The sequence below is a fragment of the Halobellus sp. MBLA0158 genome (assembly GCF_041477585.1).
GTDB classification, from domain to species: Archaea; Halobacteriota; Halobacteria; order Halobacteriales; family Haloferacaceae; genus Haloquadratum; species Haloquadratum rubicundus.
This window is the reverse complement of sequence record NZ_JBGNYA010000001.1, coordinates 1,360,511-1,384,267: the sequence shown is the minus strand read 5'-3', so window position 1 is coordinate 1,384,267 and position 23,757 is coordinate 1,360,511. Positions and strand designations below refer to the sequence as shown.

Sequence of the window (23,757 nt, the reverse complement as noted above, 5' to 3'; positions counted from 1 at the left end):
TATGAAAGTTTTAGTAACAGGTTCGACAGGATTCATCGGGCTCAACCTCGTTCACAAACTGCAGACGACTAATTCATTTGAGCCTCTGACACTTGTTCGGGAGTCTTCACAGACGGAGATGCTGCCGGCAGGGGTCGAGACAGTGTATGGTGATCTTACCCAGCCCGGTAGTTTTGAGGATGGTCTACGACGGGCAGATGCACTTATCCATCTCGCTGCTGTCTATCCTGGCTACGACAATGACACCGAACAACAGGCAGAAAATGAAGAGGGGTTCATACGAGAAGTAAATGTCTCAGGGACGCAACTACTGCTTGAACGAGCGGCTGACCACAATATCGAGACAGTCGTGTTTACGAGCACGATCAATGCACATCCCGACCTGTATGATGACACGGTAGACAATCAGTACGTAATCACCAAGTATGAAGCCGACCAAGAGATAGTTCACGGGGATTGGCCGTTCGATTGGTCTATTATCCATCCGACGTACGTCATTGGACCACGGGATTACCGATTGAATCATTTCAACCTCTTCCAGCGGGTGGCAGCGAATCGTCTCCTGGTTCCACCGTTATATATTCCTGGTCAGTACAACATCGTTCACGTTTTTGATGTCGTTGACACGCTCCGAACTGCGCTTAACGAAATCGGGACCAATCGGTTTGTGGTCTCCGGTGAGAATCATTCTGCGAGCACCCTGTACCGTACGATTGCAGCGGTGGCCGACGACAACTGTTTCGTTCCTCCGATTCCCCGTTCCGTTGTTTCGATCGGGTTGTCTCCCATAGTAAATCGACTTCACAACCGTGGGTTGTATCCGATAAATGGCGCAGAATTCAGATCAGGGGTACAACGTGGTACAGTACCTGAAAGATTCACGAACGCAGCACCGGCCAAACAGAGATCGCTCCGTACAACGGTCAAAGACGCGTACAACTGGTACCAAAGTGTTGGTGTTCTATGATGATGCTGATTGACGCGTTCTTGCTCAACCTAGCAAAAAGACTCCATAGTATGGAAACCATCCTGCCTTCTGCTATCGATTGTGACTAAACAACCTGCATTCGTCGGGATGCCTCAGCAACTTGTGTCGCTTGATGCCTGGAATTTTGGACTAAGTTACACGATGCCCCCGTTGAGCGGCATCTCAAGACAATCTGGGACAGAAACCTGATGTGGAGCACCAGTCATCCGAACCAGGAACGATTTCGACCGCATCTGATGCTGCAGCTTTATGAGTACTTATACGCTCGGGACGCTATGTTATGATGCGGAATTCGTCGGGGTTGAGCTCCGCATCGCGTTCCGCCTCCACGCTGATTCGCTACTCAGCATCAATCGCCTTGCTGCTTAACTGAGCATCGAATACGATTCACTATCAATATGATCTTGATTGCGACTGGCACTTTTCGTTCCTGGCGCCAATTATAAGATGTGTACCACCTAACGACGTTTATGGATGAATGAAAATATAACTCGTAAGGATAAATTAGTGGCTCTATCCAAGGTCGCACAATACCGACCAGGCTTCACGGCCTTTATCGTGGTCTTCAGCGTGTTCGCGACGCTTCTTGAGGCTATTGGCTTGACTTTTTTGTTGCCTATTATCGAAGCAGCACAGGAAGGTGGTATCCCGAGTGACAACCCGGCTGGAATCGCTGGGTTCTTTTTTGCACTCTACTCTTTTCTTGGAGTACCTTTCACTTTGGAATACTTAATACTCGGTTTATCAGGAGTAATGATTATTCGGTACTCCTCGACATTCGGTGCTAAGTGGTTGGCAGTGATTCTGAGTAAGGATTATGAAAGAAATATGAAAACACGATCTTTCGAGGCCGCACTTGAAGCTCAAATTTCATATTATGATGACAAAGGCTCCGATGAGATTCTCAATGCGATTATTACTCAAACACGGTATGCCGGGAGAGTTATCAATGGCATCGTAAAACTGTTACAACAGATCCTTCTCAGTTTGATGTATGTCTCAGTTGCCCTGATTGTAGCTCCTTGGCTAACTATTTCTGGAGCGGTATTATTGGGCGGCATATCATACTTCGTTCAAAATATACTTGAACCGGGGTATGCGGTCGGTGATCGAGTTGCAAACGCCAACGAACGCATCCAACAGAAAACACAGGCAGGAACACAAGGAATACGAGAAGTCAAATTATTCGGGGTGGTTGATGATATTTATTCGGAATTCCGGAAATCAGTCGACACTTATACCGATTCAGGTATTAGTCTAAATAGAAATGAAGCCGCGATTACGAGCTTTTATCAACTCTTGGTAGCGTTAATGCTGTTCGGTCTGCTTTATGTTGCGATCAGCGTTCTTTCTCTCCCAATCGCCACGCTTGGTGTATTCCTGTTCGCTATGTTCAGACTTGCACCCAGAGTCAGTAATATGAACTCAAGATTCTATAACATTAACGGAAATCTCCCTCATCTTGTACGGACACAGCAATTTATAGAACACCTCCGTGAAAGGAAGGAAGACCGACAGAAAGATCATTTGGTACCTGACACAATTACGTCGATTGCTTTTGAGGATGTGTCATTTTCATATACAGACGACGAACAGGTCTTAAATAGCATCTCGTTTGAGGCTCACAGAGGTGAGTTCGTCGGATTCGTCGGTCAGTCGGGGGCAGGCAAATCAACTATTGTTTCGCTCCTTGCGCGTATGTATGACCCTGACTCCGGAGAGATCCTTGCAAACGGGATTCCTGTCGGTGAATTTGACGTCCGTGATTGGAGAAAAAAAATCGCGATGGTTCGCCAGGACCCCTTCATTTTCAACGATACACTTTGGTACAATATTACGATGGGTGCGGTAGTCCAGAAGTCGGAGGTACGAGATGTTGCCGAAATCGCGAAAGTGACTGAGTTCCTCCCCGATCTTCCAGACGGTTTCGACACTGTCTTGGGAGATGACGGAGTCAAACTTTCCGGGGGCCAAAGACAACGCGTCGCACTCGCGCGAGCCCTCCTAGCTGACAGCGATGTTCTTATTCTTGACGAAGCGACGAGTGACCTTGATTCAAACCTCGAACAGCAAATTCACGCTGCTATTGAGGAACTTGACGACGACCGTATTATTATAGCAATCGCACATCGACTTTCTACTGTACAAGGTGCTGACTGTATCTATACGATTGAGCAAGGAGAAATTACTGAAACAGGAACACACCAGGAACTGGTCGATAAAGGTGGTAAATACGCGGAATTGTATGCGATTCAGACGTAGCTCTGATGAACGGAGAGGGTGTCACAGGACTCTTCTCACACCGCGATGATCGTGCTCTGGATTGTCTCCGCATTCGTAGTTAATCGCGACGACGAGGCGAAGGCACAGCGCAAGGAACACCTGCGCTCGTGCGTGGACGCCGTTCGTTGATGCGGTCTTCACCCTTTACTCGATATCTTTCGGCTCGTCTGTGTTTCGCTCGTTGTACGGAGCGACTGGCACGACCCCGGCGGCTAGCAGGTGATCGTACCAGTCGAGTGTGTTGTATGCGCTGTCGCCGACCATCCACATTCGACGGCGAGTGCGTCACGTAGTGATTAAGATAAGAACTGCAAGCGATTGCCGAGGAACTCGTCGATCCAAGATCGGGCAAAACTCAGCTTGGAGGTGAGTTGTTTAAAAAGGTCATCGACGAGAGCACGGCTGAGTTCCGCGCTCTCGTCGATGAGCGGCGATGCTTCCCATTCAGCTGTTTCCAGACCTGTTCGATGGGATTGAGATTGGGCGATCCAACCGGTAATAACACGAGATGGATGCCAAGTTGGTGGGCACGCTTGGGCGTATACTCGCACGTGTGCGCCACATAATTGTCCAAGACGAGCAGAATCCGCTTGCGGGAATTCTGCTCGCGGATCCGTTCGAGACAGTTACAGATCCGCTTTTTCGTCTGATCTTCGGTGAAGGTAACGACATTCTCACCGTCAAGGGCGTAGAATCCGACCGCTGGTTCGTGGACGTGAACCAGCGGTCGTTCGATGTGTGGATCATCGACGTACCACACCCGGTGAGAATTGTCCCACGGCTTGGGATGTGACGTATCGAAGAAGCCGAGAACGGTGCCGCCGTCATTGCAGATGTCATCGTCAACGACCCACCCTTCCTCGTCATCACCGTCGCGTTTGTTGTGCGGGTCGTCGGAGTGGTTCGTCAAGAATCTCTTCGGCATCTTCTGGACGCGAGGGGCGCTTTGTCCGTGAATTGAGTAGGAGAGACCGAGGTTGTCGAGGAGTTCGCTGAGGTAGACTGGATGGTACTCGACGTCGAACTCCTCGTTGAGAAGGTGCTGGATTTCCTGGTTTTTCCACGGCTGACCGTTGCGGGGGAGTTCGAGTAGTTCGTCTTGCTCATCCTCGCCGAGCTTCGGAGGACGTCCGTCCCCGAAGTTCGGCGTGAGCTGTCCGAGACGATCTTCGTTCCACCGCTGGAGCCAGCGACTCCCGGTTGCTTTGGACTTGCCGACGCGCCTAGCGGCTTCTTCCATCGTATCGCCCTCGTAGAGGTTTTTTCACGAAGGCGGGACGGGGGACGACCTTCGGGTCGTCTACCTCCGCCAGCAATCGATTGAGGTCCTCTTCGCTGAGATGTCGAACGACATCTTTCTGACGATCGCCACTTATAGTACCCTTCGCACGCCTGTTCCATAACTTCCCTTACGTACTACGTGACGCACTCGCCGTCTCTTCTGGCACTTGCATACTCTAAGTGAAATTTGCTGCAATCGGGATCCTTTGTCCGGTAGAAACGATCGTGCAGCCTTAGCCATGGTAGTACTCTTCAGCCGTTGGATCGGAGCACTTCGAAGCGTCTTGATTGGCGGGTATCGTCCTCACCCGGTTGAATCAACAGTAAGTCAGGTTGACCAGACCGCGCCGGAGGCCCGGTCAAAGACTTCGTCAACGATGTGTTCGAGGTTGTGAGAAAGCGATCGACTACCACGTCAACGGCGGTCGATCGAAGTCACAGCTCAACCAGACAATAATGTTCCGATGATTTTGTTCATCCGGACGAATGCCGTAGATATCTTGGTGTATCAGTAATGGTGGAATCTATGCATCATCTCTGGTGCCTCTTAGTCTTGTGTTCGCCCCGGTGAAGACGGGGCGCACAGACCGAATCTACCAGGAACTGAAGGAAAGGTCTCAAATAACCCATAGCGTCTCCGTCTCCACGACATTGAGGAACGTCTCTACCGAAGGATCATTCTGCAGGGCCGTTGAACTTATGTTACCCCAGCATTCACCCTACTTTCTGATGTGGTAACTGTTCTATGAAAATCTCAAACAGAACTAATTAGTAGAGGTATTGATTGAGCTAAAATCAATATCAGTGAATAGTCAGCAGTCACTTGAATCAAAATGGCTTAGGAGTATTAAGTAACTGAAATATGGATACAAATATAGATATACCAGGTGTTAGTGTTGTCATACCAGTCTACAACAGAGCTGATGTTATTGGTCGCGCAATCGACAGTGTGCTAAACCAAACGTATAAAAATTTTGAGATTATTGTAGTAGATGACGGATCTACCGACTCAACCCCAGAGGTCGTCTCAAGTTACAAGAATAAGTGTAATTTAACTCTAGTCAAGCACGATACGAACAAGGGCCAAAATGTTGCTCGAAATACTGGATTGAAACAATCATCGGGCGATTTGATCTCTTATTTAGATTCAGATGATGAATTTCTACCAAATTATTTGGCAACAGTAGTAGAAATTTTAAACGGACAGCCTGACACCATAGGAGGAGTAATGGCTGATAATTATGATGATCGAATTGATGGAACCACTAGTACGGGTGTTAACTATGGGAAAGTGTCAGTTAGCGATCTTTCGGTAGAGGGTCACGGCCTCTGGAGTTGTACGGGATTAACTTTTCGAAGTGATATTTTGAATAGTATCGGTTATCACGATACAAGTATTATAAAACAAACTGATTTGGACTTTGTCTTACAAATATTATCAAAATACGATTTATTTGCGACAAGTGATCCACTCTATATGAGACATAATGATAGCGAAAATCAAGTAAGCAAAGATAACCGAATAATAATCGAAGGGACACAACGGATAATCGAAAAGCACAGAGATGTGTTATCAAATAAAGCTGTTGGGAAACGACACTACGATATTGGTAGAGCACATATTGATTTAGGTGAAGTTGAAAAAGCTAAGTCAAGGTTCCGAAAAGCTATAGAACTGAACTCTTCACAAGAGATTAGATTGCGAATAATTGCCTTTTTAATAAGTAACAAACATCCGAGTTTAGCTAGAACGTTTTGTAAATCGGGTATTAGAGGAAGTCCTAATATGGTGAGTTATTATATATTATATTTATGTTCTTGGTTTCCCGTCTCCACAGTTAAGTTAGCTAAAAAGATATATCAGAATTACATATCGTAATCAGTTATAAAAATTATTAAGATAACCAAGGGATTTATTATATATTGTCTGAAGAGTATTTTTAATTCCGTGCTGTTGGATGGAACCAATTAATCGGTATATTAAGTTTGATGATTGATACCGTGTTCTAATAGACACTGGAGTTTCATCGATTATTTCAAATGATCCGTCAGTTAAAGGAATGTAGATGCGAGGATCCGTTGTGTTATTCAACACTTTTGTTGCTATTTGGATATCTGCCTCTTTCGATGCACCCAGAGCATCAAATGCTTCAAGACGGCCGTGAAACACTTTGATTTGTCCCGTTGTTTTATTCGCCGCTCGAACTAGACAGTTATACCGGCGCGGAAGTGGTGCCAATTGTATGTTACTGAAATATAAAGCACATCTGAGAGATGGCATATTATGAATTATACCATTTTGAACATCTTGACGATATTCAGATCTCCAAAGGTCAAAGAATCGACTAGTCCGTTTATTTTTAGTGAACGCAATTACTCCTCCATTGAACCAAGGAAAAGCTTCGGGAACTCCTTTTACTGGATGTTCAAGATCATAGTGCTGCATATGCCATTTATTCTCAGCTACACTAGCTGCTATGTCACATTCCTCCAGCATATTAAATACCTCTGAAATATCACTTTGTATATAAATATCTGTATCTAGATATACTGTTTTATCATAGGGAGACTGATCAATATAATTCACAACATCACCGAAAGAGTAGCTAACATCCTCAACGACATTTATTGAGTCAAAATGTTCCGAATGACATTCTTTTTTATCTGTTATTAGTGTGATGGGAAAGTCTTGCATTTCATCTTGAAGAGTTTCGGCTGATTTCTCGGCTTCCCTGAAATAATCGTTTCCCATAGCAATATATAAAAAACCGAGATCTCCAGACGTCTTATTTTGACTCATATTTTGTGTTGTGAATTGATGACTGATAGCCTCTTTCAACTATTTAATGGTTACGTAAGCACTTCTTATACAGACTAACGAGAAACATTGAGAGGTGAGGCAATCAATGAGCATATAACCCGACAAGGTGTAATGATCGCAGGATCCGTGGTGCGATCTCCCTGCTCCAAGCCCTGCTTCGACAGACCGCAGAACTTCTGGATTTCCAACAGTGACCAGAGACGCTCCGTCTGGTTGGTGTGAACGTCCTCTTCTAACACGAATCTCTCCTCATGAATGTCGGTCGGTGGTCGTGTTCCAGTTGATAATAAGTGGTTATTCATCGCTCCCCTCGTGTTAAGTTAGGAATGAGGCGGCCGTTGGTTCGGATGATCTATGACCGAATTCGACCGCCTCGGCGGTGGTATCGAGTGGATTGACTTGGAATTTGTGCAGCGAGAGCGGACACCCCGGCACGCGATTGAAGTGGGTATTCAGCCCCATCTTGCTGGCTTATCGCTTTCGAATACCAAACAGCGACTTGAAAAATTAGGTGTCGAACGAAGTCGAACCGCTATTCACAACTGGGTCCAGAAGGCCGATCTACAGCCAGCGGGCGACAAAGCCCCGAATCAGATTGCGGTCGACGAGACGGTGATTCGGATTAATGATCAGCGCCACTGGCTGTACGCCGCTGCCGATCCAGACACGAACGAATTCCTCCACGTCAGGCTGTTTCAGACCAGGACCACGCAACTCACCCTGCTGTTTTTCTGCGAACTCCGCGACAAACAGCAGGTCGAGCAGGCAACGTTCCTCGTCGATGGAGCGCATCACCTCAAAGCTGCGCTGGAACGGCTTGGGCTCCGATTTCAGATGAGACGTCATAGAAATCGGAATGCCGTCGAACGTGTATTTAGAGAGGTAAAACGACGAACCTCTTCGTTCTCAAATACGTTCAGCAACGTGGAGCCACCAACCGCAGAATCGTGGCTCCAAGCCTTCGCCGTCTGGTGCAATCAATGCCAAACTTAACACGAGGCATCGCTCCAGACTTCCCTAGTTGCTCGGAGAAGTCTTCAACCATACCCCAATAACTGGCTTAACTTCGTCATCGAACTTCGTCCCTTCCTCGGCGGAGAACATCCGAATACCCTCTAGCGACTCGCCGCGGGACGGCCTGATTCACGGCAGGTAGCGCCCTGTGAATCGCCAAAGTTGATGCCTTTCTCACTGTTACTACAAAGACATCTACGGCATTCTTCCCGTTAAACGAGAGCCTCGAAACACGATTGTCTGGTTGAGCTGTGACTTCGATCGACCGCCGTTGACGTGGTAGTCGATCGCTTTCTCACAACCTCGAACACATCGTTAACGAAGTCTTTGACCGATTCGTTTAGCAGGCCGCCTGTCGCGGCCTGCTTGACTTGACTTACTGCATTGATTAACCGATATGAGGATGAGATCTGCCGATCAATATGCGTCGAAAGGCCCGATCCAACGGTCGAAGAACCATTACAGCTACGTCTGTACAATCAACTAATGATTTACTACCGCCAACACCGTCTGAGAATATCTCATTGATTAGTCCGATCGCGATAAGACACTGCCGGGTCGACCAGTAGAGGCAACGCCGATCTTCCCTAATCCTTAACGAAGATGTCATAGAACTCTTGTTACACGGAATGATCGTACTTCCCGGATTGTCTCTACGTTTGTAGTTGATGGTAGCAACGACGAACGGCAATCAGTTGTTTTGCGTTGGCTGTCTCAACCATATTGAGACAATGACCGCGACGGCAATCGATTCTCTCCCGTTCCAGCACTATCGTTTAATCTTGGGAGTCTTCCTTAATATTCCCCCAATCTATGTCAATATTATACTTTTTTTCTATCTCTTCTGGTGCCCTCGTGTGTTTAGACCTGTATCTCATATATTTCTCATATCTGTGAAAGCCACCGCTTGGCTTCTTGAAACTCGGCTTTGTCATAGCAATTGGATAGGCTATTGTCGCTATAGCTATCGCAATGAGTGTCTTATATATTGTTTTTTCCGAAATTCTTGTTCTAACAAAGCTCCTATAACTCATACCTGTTTGGAATTCAGAAACACGCATATCTAGTATTCTTTTCAATAATTCTGCATAACTTTTATTATATCCAATCTTGTTATACAGCACCTCGCATTTCAGATTAATATAACCATCAACAGCCATCATTCGACGCCATAAATCCAGATCCTCTGCAGCGGAAATATTTCGGTAAGATCCGATATCAAGGAGAAAATCGCGTCGTGCAATTGTCACGTGACCTCCAGTTAATCCGAATCGAAAGTCAATCTTTTCATCCATCTGTTTATAAGCTTCTGCCAAATCAACAATGCGCTCATCATATTTGTCATCACAATCAATATGCAATAAAACATATTTTCCGTTAGAATACCTAATAGATATATCACGATCCCTTCCTAATTTACGAGTTTTGCTCTGGGGCAATGAGATGAATCTAAGACACTCATATTCTTGATTAATTTTTCGTAGAATATCTATACTATCGTCTGTCGATCCACCGTCGACCACGACAACCTCGAAACGATCATCTACCGCATTCAATATACTTCTTAATGACTCCTCGATTGTTTCTCCCATATTGTAATTGCAGATTGCAATGGAATACGTTACCATAATATGTGATCTTTCACGATATTAATAAACTCTATTATTTGGTCCATCTACTGTATAATTCTCTCATAATAATCAAGTAATTTCTTAGCTTGCTGTTCCCACTTGAATTGAGAGGTTACAGTTTTACGCGCATATTGACTCATCTCATTCCTTCGTTTAGGATCTTCTAATAGCTGTCTCAGTTTGTCACTCAAATCGCCGGGAGACCCTGGCTCATATAGTAAACCGGCTTGTCCGTCGGTCACGATCTCAGGGATATAGTCAATCCGTGGTGCTACAACAGGTGTTCCACATGCCATAGCTTCTAACAAAACCATCCCAAAACTTTCGTGATGAGAAGAAAGAGCGAAAATATCGGCTTCACTGTAATATGTAGGAAGCTTATTATTCGGAATATATCCTTCAAATCGTATTGAATCCTTAAGATCGTACGACTTTGCTCTCTTTTTTATTTTACTCTGTAATGGGCCTTCACCGACTAAAACCAACTCTGCATTAATTCCCCGCTCTCGTAAGTTATTGAACCCATCTAACAATTCAGATAAATTTTTCACAGGGACATACCGTCCAACCCAAAGAATTGATGGGTTTGGTCTTTCAGTTGAATTCTCTTTTGGCGTAAACCGATTCGTGTCAACACCGGGGGGCAAAACTGTTGGATTAATATCTGTTTCGGCCCGGATTTTTTTGGCGGTAATTTGGTTCGTTACTATCCCATCTGCTTGATTTAACCAGGAATAGGAGGATTTGGTAGGATGTATGTAGTCGTAAAATAAAGAGTGGGGAGGACCATTTAATTTGATCGTCATAGGACATTCTACCGAATTCCTAATTCGGAGCGTTTCTGGACATCCATTGATTTGAACAATATCATAATTATCAGCAAGATGCCTCCTCAGTTGAGTAATAAACAACTGCCGATCAATATCGGTAATTAATCCGCCCACACCAATGGGGGCAGCATAGCCGAGGTCGTAAAGAAACGGTGATGTAACTTTTATGGTTGGCAAATCAGATGGTTTGGAAATATCTCCACTGAGAGGTTTGCCAGTATATAGGGTAATATTATGACCCATCTTATTTAAAGCCCTTGACATTTCTATATCCCATATTTCACCGCCCCCTCTGCGCATCCCAAGTGCACGGTTTACAAATGCTATATCCATTTCTGTATTAAAATCACAGATTACTTATCTGCCCGGATGTAATATTCGTCTATACGTGAGTTATGAGATATCTCCATCTTGGTAATTGAGTATTTCCAATCCTGAAGCAACGACAATACATCCGATTCGGTTGTATTATAATCTTTTAGTGCGCCTGGATGAATTTCACAGAATATTGTTTGACATCCTCCCGATTCAATTGTTCGTCTCAGTCCTGCTAACACGTCGTATTCACCCCCATCGACATCAATCTTCAATACATCTGGAACCGGAAGATTATCATCTATTATTTTATCATCGCCCCGAACCAGCTGGATCTCGGGATGTTTTTCCCTATGATTACCAGATTCAGGCCGGACATCTCCGACACTTCCGGCTTGGTCTGTTGGTATGACAAGCTTCGCGGATGTATTTTCTGATGAAAAACCTACTTCTCGTATAATCACGCTTTCATTATTCAATCCAATATTTTCATTCAGTCTTTGTGCACTCTTTGAGTGTGGTTCAATCGCGACGACAGAGCCTGAATTAATAATCTTGGACGCAAAACAAGCGTGTAGACCAACGTTCGCTCCAATATCATAAAACACGTCATCCGTATTTAAACTCTCTAGAATCTCTTCAAGAACCTTAATCTCTCCGTTGAGAGTGGGGTCTCGAAACCGGGTGAATTCTGATCTTGTTTTAGTATAGAAAGATGCAGAGATATCATTTACTGTTCGAGTTACAACATCCTCAGAAAACGCGAACTGGATTCGCCAGTACACATCTGCAAAGGAATCGCTAACACCGATGTCTTCAAGTAATGAATATAGATGGCTATGATATACTCGCTTTGCAAGAGAGTGTAACATAATGATTTATCCTGTCTCCGTCTATATAAATTGTCAGGTAAGTTGTCTATTGTCATTCTACAAACTCGATTCAGTTTCACAGCTTGTAAGTTAAACAAAAATTAGTGCAAGAGTCTATGAATATATTATTCACAGCGCTTATTTAGTTATTCCATTGACTCTTCCCCAATCAATCTCTGATTCACAATCTCTACTTATTCGCTCGTAACACCGCTTCGTCCTCAGAGCACGCTCAAAAAAACCGATCGGAGCCAAACTAAGGCCTACCAGCGCTAGCCTCGTATTCGATGGCTTCTCAGAAAATGCTCTCCATAAAAATTCTCTGGCCGAACGGACCTGTCCATCGAGTAAATACGTCACGCCGACCTTCTCGTTGTAGTTCGCCATCGTTTCCGACTCCAGTCCTCGCCGTTCGATCTCGTCACGATGCTTCTCGATCACCCGATTATTGTCGTCTTCGGCGTCTGCCGGATCGCTTGCCATCCCGCCGTGGCGCGTCCGAAAACAGAGGATATCACCGACACCCACGACGCGCCACTCCTGACAGAGCCGAATGTAGAAGTCCCAGTCCTGCTTCGTCGGGAGGTCCTCATCGAAGGGTCCCTTCCCTGGGAGAGCCTCCCGACGAACCATCACTCGCGAAGGCGTCCCGATGAGGTTCCGGGTGTAGATCTCGTCCGAGATATCACCGTCTACGACATCCCCGTCACAGCGCAGCAAGTTCCCGTCGCCGTCGATCGAGGCGAGGCGACACGTCGCGAGTCCGGCCTCCGGGGAAGCTTCCAAGGTCTTCACCTGCTTTTCTAGTTTGGCTTCGTGCCACCGATCGTCGTCGTCTAGGAACGCGATGTATTCCCCGTCCGCGTTGGCGATCCCGGTGTTGCGCGCTGCTGATAGGCCCCGATTCTCGTCGTGAACGATACACTGGACGTTGGTCGGATACTGCTCGACGATCTCTGTTGCATACTCCTTTTCGGAGCCGTCGTCCACGACAAGGACTTCGAGATCCGTATACGTCTGGTTGACTGCCGTTTCGATAGCTCCATCGAGAAATCTGGATCGGTTGTAGGTCGGAATCACCACAGACAGACTCGGCATACCGGATCTCACAACAGCCACCATCTTATCATTTGACTTTCAGTCGAAGCACTAATCTACCGGACAGTGGGAACAAGGAAGTATCCCTCTCGTAATCATATGAACTGCCTCGTCGTCACTCCCCACCGCCTCGGCATCCGCGAGATGGCAGAACGCGTCGGCGAGGAATGGGAACAAATGGGCCACAAGGTCGAATACGTTCTCGCCAAAGGAGCCGCCGCCCGCCTCGGCCCCATCACGGTCGGCGTCCCCGGCATCGCCGTCTGGTGGTACCGCACGCTCAAAGCCATCGCTGCCAACCACGATGACTACGACCTCATTTGGACTCACCAGCCGATCGCGCCCGCACTCCCCACGACCGATGAGGCGTTCTGGAACAAGGTCGTCGCGACGGTCCATACCACGCTCGGCCGCGAGTACGAACTCGTCCGCGAGGGCATCTATCCCAAACGCCTACTGCCGTACTACTGGCTCACGAAAACCGCCGAAGCCCGATTCCACCGCAAGCTCGCCTCCCTTGACGCCGCCGGCCCGCACTACACCGTCGTCTCGCCACACCTGAACGAGGAAATCGAACCGTTCGGCGTCGACCGGGCGACGTACGTCCCGAACGGGATCTTCACGCCGACCGACCAGACTTTTGATCCGATACGGGATGAATACGATATCCCCGAAGACGCCACCGTCGTGTTCAACATCGGGAGCCTCACCAACCAGAAGCGACCCGTCCGATTCGCCGAGCTGATGCGGACCGTCACGGACGAACGCGACGACACCTACGTCGTGATGGCCGGCGACGGGCCACGTCGGGAGGCCGTCGAGGCCCACGCCTCCGAGCGGCTGCGTACGCTCGGATACGTCAGCGACGAGGAGAAGTGGCGGTGGTTCGCGGATGCCGACGTGTTCGCCAGTCTATCGGCCTACGAAGGGATGCCGGTCGCGACGGCCGAAGCGCTCTCCTTTGGTCTCCCCGTCGTTCTCTCGGATATCCCCTCGCATCGACACCTCCTAAAGACGTACGACGCAACCGGATCGCTCGTCGCCGATGACACGGCAGAAATTGCGACGGCTATCGAGACACTACGCGATGAGCGGTCCACCGTCTCACTCCCGACGTGGCGAGCTGTCGCCGGGCAATATCTCGATGTCGTCCGACAATAAGAGGAGAATTATTCGCAGCTTATCGAAACATAAGCTGATCACCAACTGACGACCAGGATCACAAACTCGATGGTACATCGAATGAAGTAGTTCACCACACATTTACGGAACGTTGGTGAGTACTCAAGTGCGTTTTGTACAGCGATTATGGAATACAAATGCCGTGCCCACGTCTCTTGCCTAGTTGGTTCCAATAGCACACGATGTGAATCGAATACTATTGGAAGCCATCCGACCCGCGTTTCTACGACCGCGACGCGTTACCGACCCTCGCTACCACCCTCCTCCGTGGTGAAGGAGTTCACAGCCTCCTCCAGCCCGTGAACTTGTTCACAGTCGACGAGCAGTGCCTTCTGCTTGTGTTTGGTACCGTTCCAAGTCGTGACCTGTTGGGACTCCCGGAGTTGGACCCCTGCAACATCCGCCGCAATCGCCTCCACGAGATCGTAGGCGTACCGCCGTGACACACCGGTACAACCACGAATCTCTGCCGGCGTGACGGCAACCTTGCCGTCGTCCCCTGCTTTGTTCGCTGCGAAAGCAAGCACCGTCGCGACCTTCTCGGCTTTCGTCGAGGGATCCGCCGATTGGTTCAACACCTCAATATGTGCTTCCACATTGGACAAGCGCTCACCGCGTTCCACGAGTTGCTGGCCGAACGCCCGCCCCGCAGCGGGCAACTCGTCGATGGTCTCGATTTCGGCCGCCATAATCGCTCGGTTGGTGCCCTTCAGGAGTGGAATATCGCGGTTCGTCGCAGTCTGGACCTCCCGTTGGAGTGCCTCAAGCCGTTGTTCGACAACCGTAAGTCGTTCTTCGATATCAGCCCGTTCACTATCGGCACCCGAACGAGCCTCACTCACAGGAATATCCCTCCATCAGCGGACTGAACGCACACGGCTCGACGTGGGTCAAACAGAGCTCGTGGCGCTGTTCGTCCACCACCGAGCGGACGTTGAGCCGGGCCGCCGCGAGCACTTCACTCGTCCCCAGCGTGGGCGTCTCGATCCGCCGATCCGTACAGGCCGCACAGAAACACCGCGTGATCGTCCACTCGGGATCCTCAGCAGCTCGGTAGGCGTACACCCAGACCATCTCGCCTTCGCCCATTCGGCAGTTGCAGCCCGTACAGTGGACCTCCAGCGTGGCCAATCCGATCCCGAGGCCGGTGAGTAATTGTCGAGGCGTCGTCACAGCTGCGTCCTGTCGGCGATCGTGGTCGGGCTTCGGGCGATCCCACGAGTGCCCGTGCTCGCCGATCATCGACTGTCCTCCGTGACCGTGTCTGCTGCCTCACTCGTTGAGATGAGGTACTCCCGGCTTCGATCATAACAATCGAAGCACGGCAGCGTCTCGCTCGTCGGCCCGTTACACCAATCGTTGTCGCAGCCCAATGGCTGGTCGGTATATTCTTCTAGCGTCGCGTTCGTAGTACTCATTGCTTCTCATCTCCGGAGAAGCACGGTTGGGTGCACCACCACCCGGCCATTTACTGACCTGTAGACCGCGCTTCCTGCCTTGCACATATACCTGCGTCGTGTTAATTATTACGATTCGTTTATCCAATTCGTTTTGACTCTGGACTGCCCGTACATCACACTTTTTTCGTTTAAAAATAAATCCAGAGTAATGACTCTAGATCCTGATCAACTCAACCCAACGGATCGTGAGATCCTCTCATATCTAACTAAAGGAAGGTGTACTGCGGCATATATTTCGCAAGAAACTGGTTACTCGAAGGGTAATATTCGAAATCGATTGATGCGATTAGTCGAACACGGATACGTCAGACAGCTCGGCGGCGGACTCTACGAACTCATCGAAGACCCTCGAGACGGAAGTGCCCCCTAATCCATCACAAAACGCGGCCCGTCCACCTGTCGCCATTCCTCCTGAAGCGTGGCAAATAGCTCCTCGGCATCCGCCGCGACTTCGATAACGTCTGCCGAGCCGTTCGCACCACCCTCACCGATATCGAGGGCTGAGGCATACAGTTCGAGCACCTCGGCCGCCTCCTTGATGACGGCTTCTCCTCCGGACACCCCGCCGACCCACTCAGCCAACGATATCCCGAGGACCTCTTCGGCAAACTGCTCACAGCCGTAGTAGTCGCGTGCCATCCGTGCGACCCACTCGATCGGCTCGGCAGCCGCAGCCTCCGGCGGCAGCTCTTCTGCGAACGAATCCAACTCCTCGGCCGGGACGAGCGAAATCGCCTGTTCATACTGGCGCTGCAGTACGGCACGCCGATAGCGCTCCAACACGATCCGGAGCTCGTATAGGGCCTCGTAGGCCCACACGAGCGCGAGCTGCATCCGATTTGTGTATGCGACGTCGTAGGTCTCGTAGGTGTCCTAGGGGCAGGTCCGCCGAAGCCGATCGATCCACGCTTCGCGGCCCCCCGCTTCGGCACGCAGCATCAATCCGACGCGGTCGGTCGGATCGAGCTCCCCCAAGAGTTCGTCGCTGAGTTCGTCGATTTCGGATTCGAGTCGCTGTTTCGTCATTGTCAGTCCTTCGAGAGAACCCCTCGCAGCAGGTCAACATCGGCTTCCATCTCGCCGACATCAGCGTCGCGACCAACAACCGGTATTGACGCGCCAACTGGGCCAACGTGCGGAGCCGTTTGAGTTGGAGCTGTTCGGTTTCCGCGGAGAGCCCCTCCGTCCGTGACTGTTGAATCCGCTCGTCGAGCGCCCGGATGTTGTCGGCGAGGAGCCCGCGAATCTCGTCTCGTTCGCTCGTCGGGCGGGGGTCGACATTACTGAAACCTGAGATGCGACCGAGACTTAAGTCACTGTGACGCGTTGGCGTTCAACGGAAGCACTCGATACATCAGAGGGGCCTGGGGAGACACCCCGTCGAGCCGCACCCACTGCCACAGCCAGCAGTCCGACAATTTTCGGGCCTCGAGTGTGGGTGCCCGCAGACCTGCAATACGTCGGTGTTCCAGCTGGGCTAGGCCCCGCCGATATCCCTCACTGTCGCCGCCCGACAGACAGCAGACCGACACCACTGAGCAGGGCCGCAAGCGCGACCACCACCCCGACCCCGGGCGTCGACGCACTCGTTGTCTCTTGGGTCTCGCTTTGGGATGACGCCGTCGCCGTTGTCGTCGCCGTCGGAGTCGAGGGCTCCGTAACCGTCACCGCATACGTATCTACCCCGACGAGTTCGGCATACCCATAGACGGTCGTGTTCCGTTGCACACCGGTATAGAGCCGATACTCCCCGGGCGCCAACGACTGGGTGTCGATCTCGGCCGTATATGTGAGCCCCGCGGTCCGCCGCGCAGTGGTCGTCAGCGACGTCGAGGCGTTGCCCAATGCGACTCTCACGTTCGCCGGCGGTCCGGCAACCGCATCGCTCACTTCCTCAAGGCGGAACTCGACTGTAAGGGTCGTATTGTGTTCGACCGCACGGGGCGTCGAATGGATGACCCGGTACCCAGATAGCACGAAAATCTCGACCGCATAGATCTCCTCGGCGCTGTCTTCGGCCGTGATGATGATCGCATACGTGCCCGGCACGTACCGATCGAGCGTGAACTCCCGCGTGCCGGTGCCCTCGACATAGGCGGTCACCAGCGAGCGCTCCTGGCTATCGACGAGCCGGACGGCATACGAGGTGTTCGCCGGCCCCGTCGTCGAGACGGTCACCGTCTCGCCCTCGGCGTACTGGCCGATGGCGCTGATCGTGTAGTTGCCCGAGTCGGTCTCGAGGGTCCGATCAGGGATATCAACGGACTGGGAAACCGACACGCCATAGGCGTCACTATCCGCGGCCGAGACGGCCGAAAGCGTCAATAACAGGATGAAACAGACACACCCCAGACTGCGGAGCCGAGACATTAGGCGACCACGCGTGGTGGCTGACGTGCCAGCTCATTAATCATTCCGGACGCCGGACAGGACGGTCGCGGCTCCACGTCGGAAAGATACATTATCGCGAGTCGCCGGCAGTTCCGCGGCAGATATAGTGAGTTCCCCGCTCAGAGAGCACGGTTCCTGCTCGGCGTGTCCACGACTGGAGCCTCGCAGCTCAGTCTCTCCAGGTGCCCTCATTACATTCCCTGCCGGTATTTTTCCAGCGACAGGCCCCACACATCCCGATCGACTACGACCCCACGTCCGGATCGGCGAGTACCGACTCGGGGTCGACCTGCTCCGTCTCGGCGACATACCGTTCCAACACATCGCGAACCCACTGGGGATCGAACGACGTCTCGATCTGTTTGACCCGCCCCTCGCGGCCGCGGGAGTCGACCCAGGTGTCGACAAGCCCCATCGTCTCGAGATCGGTCACCAACTCCCGGACGGCCCGCTCGCTCAACAGAAACTCCTCGGCCAAGTTCTGCTGGTGGAGGGACGCGACAACCTCGCTCGTGGTCACCGGCTGTTTGATCTCGCCGCTCGGCCGTTCGGTCCAGCCGGTCACCCCGGTCAACACCAGGAAGTGATTGAACGGCAGCGCCAACAGCTTCTCGGTCACGGCCTCCTTCCCAGTCGTCTCGATAGTCGCATCGAGACACTCCCGCGTCACTGCCTCGAGCCCCCGTTCGGTCGCGGTCTCGCCGGCCTGCCGGAACAACCGCAACGCCTTCCGGACGTCGCCCCACCGGCGAGCCGCCTCCCGCACGCCATATTCGAAGACAGCATCCGGGACCGCCCCGTCCCGGAACGCCTGCTCGATCCGCGGTCGCAGAATCCGTTCCAACAACGCGACGCCATACGGCGGGAAAAATACTTCCTCACCGTCCATCGCGCTTTTGACCCGACTGTCCAAGCGGAGATCGACTTCCAGCAATTCGTTGCTCACCAAGAATACCGAGAGGTTCAAGTCTCGCTTCAGTTTCCCCTCCCCGCGCAACAGCCGATAGAAGAAGTCGTTGGGATCGTAGTTCGAGTCGTGTTGGATGTGATCGATCTCATCCAGGATGAGGACCGTCCACTCGGGATAGGCCTCCAGCGCCTCCCAGATGCCTTCGAAGACCCCATCCAACCCCTCGTAGGCGCCCCGCTTCGTGCCCGTCAACTCGAGGTGGATCTCGTTAGCTGCACTGAACAGCGACCGACATTCCTTGAGATTCACATACTCGACCGCAAACGTCTCCGTCCGCGCGGCAAACTCACCACAGACCCGGCGGGTCGTCACGGTTTTCCCAGTCCCCGGCGGGCCATAGATCGAGACCGTCGTCGGGAGATAGCCCTCGTGGACCCCATTGAGCAAGCGCGCCACCTGCTGTTGTTGCTCGCTGCGAGCCACGATCTCGTCGGGCTCGCGCAGTGGATCGAGCGCCCGCTTGTCGACAAAGAGACTGTCCGAGGCGGCCGTCTCGGCGAACAGGTCGTCGTAATCGGTCATACCCTCCGAAGGGCTTTGTTTCGGATAGTTCCAGCGGAACTACGAGTGTGTGTTTCCAGAACCTCCCTGCTCGCGCCCGCGTCGGTCGTGGCAACGCGTGTCGCCACCAACCTACGCCCGCACCGTATCTCCTCGCCGGGTGCACACGCGATCGCCGGGCCCTGACATCGCCGCTTCGAACACCCGTCCCAATCGCTGCCCCCACAGTGTGTCAAATCCGAGGTTTTTCAACGACCTCCCTCCCAGCAATAGTATGCACATTCTCGTCACCGGCGGCGCCGGGTTCATCGGCGGCCACCTTGCGGAAGCCTTCCTCGAAGACGGCTACGACGTGACCGTGCTGGACGCGATGGATCCCTTCTATGATCTCCGGATCAAGGAGCACACCCGCGAACGCCACCGCGAGGTGGCCACCCGCGAGGGCGTCGACTACGAGTTCATCAACGGTGATATCCGCGATGCCGAGCTCGTCGCCGAGCTCGTCGCCGACGCCGACTATGTCTATCACCAAGCCGGAAAGGCGGGGGTCCGCTCGAGTATCGAAGCCCCGCGCGAATACCACACGGTGAACGCCGATGGTACGCTCAACCTCTTGGATGCGGCCCGCGACACCGACCTCGAGCGGTTCGTGATGGCGTCGTCGTCGTCGGTCTACGGCGGCCGCGAGGAGTACCTCCCCTTTTCCGAAACTGATCCGACACTGCCGGTCTCGCCGTACGGGGCCTCTAAACTCGCGGCCGAACGGTACGCGTGTGCCTACCACGAGGTCTATGGGCTACCGACGGTCGCCCTCCGGTATTTCACGGTGTATGGCCCGCGGATGCGACCGAATATGGCCATCTCGAACTTCGTCTCCCGGTGTTGCAACGGCCAGCCACCGGTCGTCTACGGTGATGGCTCCCAGACGCGGGATTTCACCTATATCGACGATGTGATCGCGGCGAACCGCGCCCTCCTCGAAACGGACGCGGCCGACGGCGAAGCCGTCAACATCGGCTCGACGGATCGGATCGCGATCCGGACGCTCGCCGAAGAAATTCGGGATCAACTCGCCCCCGAGTTGGCGTTGGAGTTCGCCGAGCGGTACGACGCGGATGCGGATCACACCCACGCCGACACGGCGAAAGCCCAGGCGTTGCTCGCCTATAACCCAACGCATTCGATCCGGGAGGGCGTCTCGAAGTTCATCGCGTGGTATCGGCAGAACCGGGAGTGGTACGAACCGCTCGTGTTAGCCTCCTGAGCGGACGCAGTCGGGGTGAGAGTGGTTGAAGTGGGGGCTTCCATCGAATCGGACCGCGACGATACGGCACGTTCTCGCGTTAGCACCCATTGTGTGTGAGTCGGCCTTGGGGCCCCGAGCCGGGAGGGCCCCACCGCCGGGCCCGGCTTCGAATCGCTGGGCCCACCCGACGACAGACTAGCCAGGCACCAACGATCGCCCCCCGTGCTGGGACCACAGGGCAGGTACCGAGCGAATCACGGCAGACCTGCCGAGCGCCTACGTACCCGGGTGCTGTCGGTCGGAGGCCAGTCCTTCCCCAAAGGCGCGGCCGTACCGGACCACGGTGGCGCCCCTCGCTGTCACCCCCTCCCCGCCGAACACAAACTTAAATTGTAGTTTGTCTCTTCGAGGTATTCCTTACGGCCTGGTCCGAACTGCGACGTATGGCCCCGCAGCCGTCCCCTCCACAGTCGCCCCCCAACCAGCCCGAGCACGTGAATGCTCCAGCCTCCGGTGCTACCGCACGCGAACAGAACAGCCACCCCACCCCGTCAGTCCAGGGCCTCCTCGGTGTCGGTGGACTCCTCGTCGTCTATCTCGTGGCGTTGACCGCCCTCGGGGTGCGACGGGCCGTGCGGTGGCTGCTTTCGGTGGGCGGGAACCATCGGTCATAAGGTGTTGATGCGATCACCCGATGGTGCTTGACCGGATCGACCGTCTGTAAAGGGAAAACCGACTCGACGACTGGGCGGACGGAGTGTCTGGAGCGGTCTCCCCGTATCTGACTCCCGGTGGGTGATCTCCGAGGCGCGCCCCGATCAGCTGTCGCCGGCCGATTCTGCAACCGCCTCGGACCGCCCGGCCTCGTCCTGTAACCGTGCTTCGGCTTCGTCACGATCCTCGGGATATCCGACGTCGATTCGCCAGCCCTCGAGGCCGATCGCGTCGATCGTCCGCCCACTCTGGATCAGCAGATCGATCGCCTCCGAAATCTCGTACTCACCGCGGTTCGACGGCTGGACCAGATGACACGCGTGGAAGATCGCCGGTGTGAACGTATAGAAGCCCGTCATCACCAGATTCGAGGGCGGATCCTCGGGTTTCTCCACGACGTCGGTGATCTCGCCGTACTTGTTCGTGTCACACACTCCATATCGCGACGCCTCGTCCCACGGCACCTCTTCGACCAGGAACGCCGCATCGGCCCTGTCCTCGCGCTGCCGGCGCACCACGTCCGCCAGGTTCGCCCGGAAGATGTTGTCCCCGAGCATCAACATAAAGTCGTCGTCGATGTGCTCCTCGACACTCAACAGCGCGTGTGCCAGCCCTTTCTGCTCGCGCTGGTGTGTGTAGGTGATCGGGACGCCCGCGAACTCGTCGCCGTAGTGGTCGATGATCCGCTGCTTCAGATACCCCACGACCACGACGAGCTCGTCGGCCCCCAACTCGACCAACTGCTCGAAGCAGTGCGTCAGGATGGGTTTTCCGTTGACCTCGACCATCCCCTTGGGTTTGTCCTCGGTGAGCGGCCGGAGGCGGGTTCCCTCGCCGGCCGCTAGCACGACGGCTTTCATCTATCCAACCGATTGCAGGAGAGGAAGATAGGTCTTTCCACTCGTCCAACAGGAGTGACCACACAGGCGATCGCTGACCAGAAAAGCTACCGTCAGTGGGAGGTCCCACGGATGAAACCAGCAGGACGTCGATGAACGCTCACATCCACCGAAGCGAGACTTTCGAGATCGTCGGAATGGTTGTGACAGTACTACCACTCGTTTTAGCGAGCACCTCGACCGTTTCCGAGGTGGGTGAGTCGATACAGCCGTCTGTATATTCGGGATGGAATTCGTTGTAGCCTGCGTCCGAGGCACGAGCAGACGCATCCAACGCGCTCCGTCACTAACTGAGACACCAAAAATTGGATCGTTACCGCACGCGTCTCATACGCGCCAACAACACCACGCCACCGAGCGCAACCAGCGCCGGGAGCGGCCCAAAGCCGGGCGTCCCAGTGCTCGTCGTAGTCGTAATTGTGGTCGTCGCCGCGGTGTCGGAGTCACGCTGTGGTGCCTCCGTCGTCGTCGACGCCGAGGAGTCGACCACCGTCACCCGGTACGTATCGACGCCAACGAACTCCTTGTAGCCGTACACCGTATCGTTCCGCTGCACTCCGGTGTAAAGTTGGTACTCGCCCGGTGCCAACGACCGCGTGTCGATTTCGGCCGTGTAATTCAGCCCAAATGTCCGTGTCGCCTCGGTCCTAATCGACATCGACCCGTTCCCAATCGCAACTTCCACCTCCTCCGGGGATTCGGCGACGCCCTCGCTCGCCCTTCGTAGACGGAACTCGACAGATAGCGTCGTATTGTGCTCGATCTCGGACGGGGTCAAATGCGTCACCGTGTACCCGGAGACCACGAGGAGCTTGACGTCGTATACTGTGTCAGCGTCACTCTCGTTCGTGATGACGACTGCGTACGTCCCGGGCTCGTATCCGGCCAGCGGGAACTGCCGACTGCCGTTGCCCGCGACGTATGCGGTCATCCGGGAACGTTCCCGACTGTCGACGAGTCGAACGGCGTACGATGTGTTCTCCGGGCCGTCTGTCCGGACGGTGACCGTTTCACCCTCCACATACCGCCCGATGCTCGCGACGGTGTAGTTCTCCGAGTCGGTTTCGAGCGTCCGCTCCGGAATGTCGACGGACTCGTTGAGGGTGATCCCGTAGTCCCCACCGTCGGTTCCCGACGCGCCAGGGATTGTTACTGTCAGTAGCAGGAGAACACACAGCAGAATGCCAACACGGGGTATTTGACGAATTTTCATATCAACTGATATTTATTTCTCCGGGATAGGAGACTATTTTGCTTTCCA

21 protein-coding genes and 3 pseudogenes are annotated in these 23,757 nt (G+C 52.8%); 8 read left to right on the top strand and 16 right to left on the bottom strand.

What is annotated here, in order from left to right; all coding sequences use genetic code 11:
- Position 1: 1 nt before the first annotated feature.
- Positions 2 to 967, top strand: coding sequence for an NAD-dependent epimerase/dehydratase family protein (locus OS889_RS07230; RefSeq protein ID WP_372388573.1), 966 nt, complete (start codon positions 2 to 4; stop codon positions 965 to 967).
- Between the two features lie 495 nt (positions 968 to 1,462).
- Positions 1,463 to 3,250 carry an ABC transporter ATP-binding protein gene (locus OS889_RS07225; protein ID WP_372388571.1) on the top strand — a complete coding sequence of 596 codons (1,788 nt, stop codon included), beginning with the start codon at positions 1,463 to 1,465 and terminating at the stop codon, positions 3,248 to 3,250.
- A 35-nt stretch (positions 3,251 to 3,285) separates the two neighbouring features.
- Here the strand turns inward: OS889_RS07225 and OS889_RS07220 are convergent.
- The 3 genes and pseudogenes from OS889_RS07220 to OS889_RS07210 form a co-directional block, all read right to left on the bottom strand.
- A pseudogene (locus tag OS889_RS07220) lies at positions 3,286 to 3,541 on the bottom strand (IS5/IS1182 family transposase); the annotation flags it as partial.
- 85 nt (positions 3,542 to 3,626) lie between these two features.
- Complete coding sequence (locus OS889_RS07215) at positions 3,627 to 4,511, bottom strand: IS630 family transposase (RefSeq protein WP_372388569.1); 885 nt, start codon at positions 4,509 to 4,511, stop codon at positions 3,627 to 3,629.
- A gap of 220 nt (positions 4,512 to 4,731) precedes the next feature.
- Positions 4,732 to 5,253: pseudogene (locus OS889_RS07210) on the bottom strand (IS5/IS1182 family transposase); the annotation flags it as partial.
- A 161-nt stretch (positions 5,254 to 5,414) separates the two neighbouring features.
- Between OS889_RS07210 and OS889_RS07205 the strand changes: the two are divergent.
- Positions 5,415 to 6,431, top strand: coding sequence for a glycosyltransferase (locus tag OS889_RS07205; RefSeq protein WP_372388568.1), 1,017 nt, complete (start codon positions 5,415 to 5,417; stop codon positions 6,429 to 6,431).
- Here the strand turns inward: OS889_RS07205 and OS889_RS07200 are convergent, their stop codons facing one another.
- Complete coding sequence (locus OS889_RS07200; RefSeq protein WP_372388567.1) at positions 6,432 to 7,391, bottom strand: glycosyltransferase; 960 nt, start codon at positions 7,389 to 7,391, stop codon at positions 6,432 to 6,434.
- A gap of 336 nt (positions 7,392 to 7,727) precedes the next feature.
- Between OS889_RS07200 and OS889_RS07195 the strand changes: the two genes are divergently transcribed.
- The gene (locus tag OS889_RS07195) at positions 7,728 to 8,366 is read left to right on the top strand and encodes an IS6 family transposase (RefSeq protein ID WP_372388565.1); all 639 of its coding nucleotides are present in this window, start codon (positions 7,728 to 7,730) and stop codon (positions 8,364 to 8,366) included.
- A 196-nt stretch (positions 8,367 to 8,562) separates the two neighbouring features.
- A pseudogene (locus OS889_RS07190) lies at positions 8,563 to 8,868 on the top strand (IS5/IS1182 family transposase); the annotation flags it as partial.
- A gap of 295 nt (positions 8,869 to 9,163) precedes the next feature.
- On the opposite strand, the gene OS889_RS07185 reads toward OS889_RS07190, so the two are convergent.
- The 4 genes from OS889_RS07185 to OS889_RS07170 all read right to left on the bottom strand — a co-directional run bounded on the left by OS889_RS07185 (position 9,164) and on the right by OS889_RS07170 (position 13,133).
- Complete coding sequence (locus tag OS889_RS07185) at positions 9,164 to 10,015, bottom strand: glycosyltransferase family 2 protein (RefSeq protein ID WP_372388563.1); 852 nt, start codon at positions 10,013 to 10,015, stop codon at positions 9,164 to 9,166.
- 47 nt (positions 10,016 to 10,062) lie between these two features.
- Positions 10,063 to 11,148, bottom strand: a complete 1,086-nt coding sequence (locus tag OS889_RS07180) for a glycosyltransferase family 4 protein (RefSeq protein WP_372388561.1) — start codon at positions 11,146 to 11,148, stop codon at positions 10,063 to 10,065.
- Positions 11,149 to 11,201: 53 nt separating this feature from the next.
- Positions 11,202 to 12,035 (bottom strand): FkbM family methyltransferase, encoded by an 834-nt coding sequence (locus tag OS889_RS07175; protein WP_372388559.1) that lies wholly within the window; start codon positions 12,033 to 12,035, stop codon positions 11,202 to 11,204.
- Between the two features lie 138 nt (positions 12,036 to 12,173).
- Positions 12,174 to 13,133, bottom strand: coding sequence for a glycosyltransferase family 2 protein (locus OS889_RS07170; protein ID WP_372388557.1), 960 nt, complete (start codon positions 13,131 to 13,133; stop codon positions 12,174 to 12,176).
- Between the two features lie 99 nt (positions 13,134 to 13,232).
- Between OS889_RS07170 and OS889_RS07165 the strand changes: the two genes are divergently transcribed.
- Entirely contained in the window at positions 13,233 to 14,294 is a 1,062-nt protein-coding gene (locus OS889_RS07165; RefSeq protein WP_372388555.1) for a glycosyltransferase family 4 protein, read from the top strand.
- Between the two features lie 260 nt (positions 14,295 to 14,554).
- Here the strand turns inward: OS889_RS07165 and OS889_RS07160 are convergent, their stop codons facing one another.
- A complete protein-coding gene (locus OS889_RS07160) occupies positions 14,555 to 15,157 on the bottom strand; it encodes a hypothetical protein (protein ID WP_372388553.1) in 603 nt (200 codons plus the stop codon).
- Positions 15,150 to 15,557 (bottom strand): DUF8112 family protein, encoded by a 408-nt coding sequence (locus tag OS889_RS07155; RefSeq protein ID WP_372388552.1) that lies wholly within the window; start codon positions 15,555 to 15,557, stop codon positions 15,150 to 15,152. Before OS889_RS07155 ends, OS889_RS07160 begins: the two co-directional genes overlap by 8 nt.
- 366 nt (positions 15,558 to 15,923) lie before the next feature.
- Between OS889_RS07155 and OS889_RS07150 the strand changes: the two genes are divergently transcribed.
- Positions 15,924 to 16,145: a winged helix-turn-helix domain-containing protein gene (locus tag OS889_RS07150; RefSeq protein ID WP_372388550.1), complete on the top strand. Its 222-nt coding sequence runs from the start codon at positions 15,924 to 15,926 to the stop codon at positions 16,143 to 16,145.
- Here the strand turns inward: OS889_RS07150 and OS889_RS07145 are convergent.
- The 4 genes from OS889_RS07145 to OS889_RS07130 form a co-directional block, all read right to left on the bottom strand.
- Complete coding sequence (locus OS889_RS07145; RefSeq protein WP_372388548.1) at positions 16,142 to 16,609, bottom strand: hypothetical protein; 468 nt, start codon at positions 16,607 to 16,609, stop codon at positions 16,142 to 16,144. The two genes, OS889_RS07150 and OS889_RS07145, sit on opposite strands and share 4 nt — an antisense overlap.
- Positions 16,610 to 16,648: 39 nt before the next feature.
- Positions 16,649 to 16,801, bottom strand: coding sequence for a hypothetical protein (locus OS889_RS07140; protein WP_372388546.1), 153 nt, complete (start codon positions 16,799 to 16,801; stop codon positions 16,649 to 16,651).
- A 471-nt stretch (positions 16,802 to 17,272) separates the two neighbouring features.
- The gene (locus OS889_RS07135) at positions 17,273 to 18,145 is read right to left on the bottom strand and encodes a PGF-CTERM sorting domain-containing protein (protein WP_372388544.1); all 873 of its coding nucleotides are present in this window, start codon (positions 18,143 to 18,145) and stop codon (positions 17,273 to 17,275) included.
- 265 nt (positions 18,146 to 18,410) lie between these two features.
- The gene (locus OS889_RS07130) at positions 18,411 to 19,658 is read right to left on the bottom strand and encodes a Cdc6/Cdc18 family protein (protein WP_372388542.1); all 1,248 of its coding nucleotides are present in this window, start codon (positions 19,656 to 19,658) and stop codon (positions 18,411 to 18,413) included.
- A gap of 253 nt (positions 19,659 to 19,911) precedes the next feature.
- Between OS889_RS07130 and OS889_RS07125 the strand changes: the two genes are divergently transcribed.
- On the top strand, positions 19,912 to 20,901 hold the full coding sequence (locus OS889_RS07125) for a GDP-mannose 4,6-dehydratase (protein ID WP_372391580.1): 990 nt from the start codon (positions 19,912 to 19,914) through the stop codon (positions 20,899 to 20,901).
- Positions 20,902 to 21,701: 800 nt separating this feature from the next.
- Here the strand turns inward: OS889_RS07125 and aglF are convergent.
- Both aglF and OS889_RS07115 read right to left on the bottom strand, forming a co-directional pair.
- Positions 21,702 to 22,457, bottom strand: a complete 756-nt coding sequence (aglF, locus tag OS889_RS07120; protein ID WP_372388540.1) for a UTP--glucose-1-phosphate uridylyltransferase AglF — start codon at positions 22,455 to 22,457, stop codon at positions 21,702 to 21,704.
- A gap of 352 nt (positions 22,458 to 22,809) precedes the next feature.
- The gene (locus tag OS889_RS07115; protein WP_372388539.1) at positions 22,810 to 23,709 is read right to left on the bottom strand and encodes a PGF-CTERM sorting domain-containing protein; all 900 of its coding nucleotides are present in this window, start codon (positions 23,707 to 23,709) and stop codon (positions 22,810 to 22,812) included.
- Between the last annotated feature and the right edge of the window lie 48 nt (positions 23,710 to 23,757).